Source organism: Streptomyces aurantiacus JA 4570 (assembly GCF_000414115.1).
GTDB classification, from domain to species: Bacteria; Actinomycetota; Actinomycetes; order Streptomycetales; family Streptomycetaceae; genus Streptomyces; species Streptomyces aurantiacus_A.
In genome coordinates, this window is sequence record NZ_AOPZ01000466.1 from 1 (window position 1) to 2,226 (window position 2,226).

Below are 2,226 nucleotides of genomic sequence, written 5' to 3' on the forward strand. Positions count from 1 at the left end.
CGCGGCGCCGCCGACGCGGCCGGGGTGCCGCTGTTCCTGAACGCGCGCGTCGATACGTATCTGCGGGGTGTGGGCGAGGGGCCGGACGCCCGCCTCGCGCTGACCCTGGAGCGGGCGGCGGCGTTCCTCGTGGCGGGCGCGGACGGGGTCTTCGTGCCCGGGGCGGTCGATCCGGCGACCGTGAAGGCGCTGGTCGAGGGCGTCGACGGGCCGGTCAACGTGATGGTGGGGCCGGGTGCGCCGCCGGTGGCGGAGCTCGCCGGTCTGGGGGTCGCACGCGTCAGCGTCGGCTCGGGCATCGCGCAGGCGGCGCATGCGCTGGTCCGCGGGGCCGCACGGGAGCTGCTGGCCGAGGGGACGTACGGGACGCTGGCGGGCGGGCTCGACTACGGGGAGCTGAACGAACTGCTTGGCAGGTGAGGCGGGCTCGGCGGACGGCACGGGGCGTGCCCGGCCGGTGGGGCGGGCGCGGGCTGCCGGGCCGGTGGGGCGGGCATGGTCCGGTGGGCCGGTGGGGCAGGCGTGGCCTGGTGGGCCGGGGGCCGAGGGCCGGTGATCCGGGCCCGCGGCTCAGCAGGCGTCGCGCATCAGCTCGGCCAGGTCGTGGTCCAGGTCGACGTGCAGGTGCTCCTGGCCGGCCGGCACCAGGGCGGTGGTGCGGTGCAGGAAGCGGCGCAGTTCGCCGGTGCGGACGTGCACGATGGCCGTGCCCTCGGGGGCGTGGAACTCCAGGACCGTGCGGTCGTACCCGTACGGCCGGACCCGCACGTCGCCGTCGCCCACGGCGGTCTCCACGCCGTGCGTGAGCAGTTCGCGGGCGAACGTCCAGTAGACCTCGACGCCCTCCAGCGTCGCCGGGGCCGGGAAGCTCATCCGGACGGCGAAGGGGTCGCGCTCGTCGTAGTGGAGCGTGGCGGGAATGGTCGGCATCCGGGGCGCGGCGGCGACCAGGCGGGCCTCAACGGCTTGCTCGATGACAGTGGACAACGCCTGCTCCCTCAACTCTGACTGCTGGACGACCGGGGCGTGCACGACCGTGGTCGGTCACTTGAATAGACGTCGGAAACAGAGGATCCGTGCACGCGAGGACCCCTCCGGAGCGAGTGACCTCTGTCACCGCGACAACGCGCGTCCGTGTCCGGTTCCCGGTGACGGCTGCCCGGGCGACCCCCGAAAGGCCCAGTTCGGCCATCTGGACGAGGCCCCGGGCGTGGGCTAGCTTCGCCCCGCCACGAGAGGCACGGGGCCGGTGAACCGGGAGGGGCGCGCGATGCGGACGATGCGTACGGGACGTAAGGAGGGCCGTACGGAGGGACGTACGGCAGGACGTACGGCAGGACGTACGAAGAGGCGGGCCGGACAAGAACGGCCGGCGCGCACCGGGCGCCCGGGACGCGGGGTGTGGGCGGGCCTGGGCGCGGCGGCGCTCGCGCTGACGTCGGTCGCGGCGGTCCAGCCCGCGGGCCACGCACCGGATCCGGCGTCCTCGGCCACGTCCCGGCCCTCGGCCTGGTCGCTCAAGGCCACCGGCACGGACGCCCGCTTCCGGGGCCTCGCGGCCGTCAGCCGCAGCACGGCGTGGGTGGCCGGATCGAAGGGCACCGTGCTCCGCACGACCGACGGCGGCGCGAGCTGGCGGAACGTGTCGCCGCCCGTGGCACCCGGCGAGAGCGCCCTGGAGTTCCGGGACGTCGAGGCGTTCGACGGGCGCCGCGCGGTGGTCCTCGCGATCGGCGAGGGCGAGGCGTCCCGGGTCTTCCGCACCACCGACGGCGGCGCCACCTGGACGGAGTCCTTCCGCAACACCGACCCCAGGGCGTTCTACGACTGCATGACGTTCTTCGACCGGCGCCACGGCCTGGCGATGAGCGACCCGGTGGACGGCAAGTACCGCATCCTGTCGACCGCGGACGGCGGCCGCTCCTGGAAGGTCCTGCCGGACAAGGGCATGCCCGCGGCCCTGGAGGGCGAGACGGCGTTCGCCGCGAGCGGCCAGTGCCTGGTGAGTTCGGGCCCGCGCGACGTGTGGCTGGCGACGGGCGGCGCGGCCCGCGCGCGGGTGCTGCACTCGGCGGACCGCGGCCTGACGTGGACGGCGACGGATTCACCCGTCCCGGCGGGCGACCCGGCCCGCGGCGTCTTCGGCGTGGCCTTCCGCGACCGTACGCACGGCATCGCGGTCGGCGGCGACTACCGCGCCGGCGAGCAGTCGCCGCGGGCGGCCGC

At 75.7% G+C, this 2,226-nt stretch carries 3 protein-coding genes; 2 read left to right on the forward strand and 1 reads right to left on the reverse strand.

From position 1 onward, the window contains the following. On the forward strand, positions 1-420 hold a 420-nt coding region (locus STRAU_RS34700; protein WP_037663907.1), incomplete at its 5' end, for an isocitrate lyase/phosphoenolpyruvate mutase family protein. A 150-nt stretch (positions 421-570) separates the two neighbouring features. On the opposite strand, the gene ssgD is transcribed toward STRAU_RS34700, so the two are convergent. Continuing rightward, positions 571-987, reverse strand: a complete 417-nt coding sequence (ssgD, locus tag STRAU_RS34705; RefSeq protein ID WP_037663910.1) for a spore wall synthesis regulator SsgD — start codon at positions 985-987, stop codon at positions 571-573. 292 nt (positions 988-1,279) lie between these two features. Here ssgD and STRAU_RS34710 point away from each other — a divergent pair. After that, the coding region (locus tag STRAU_RS34710; RefSeq protein WP_259300070.1) for a WD40/YVTN/BNR-like repeat-containing protein at positions 1,280-2,226 on the forward strand (947 nt) is incomplete at its 3' end.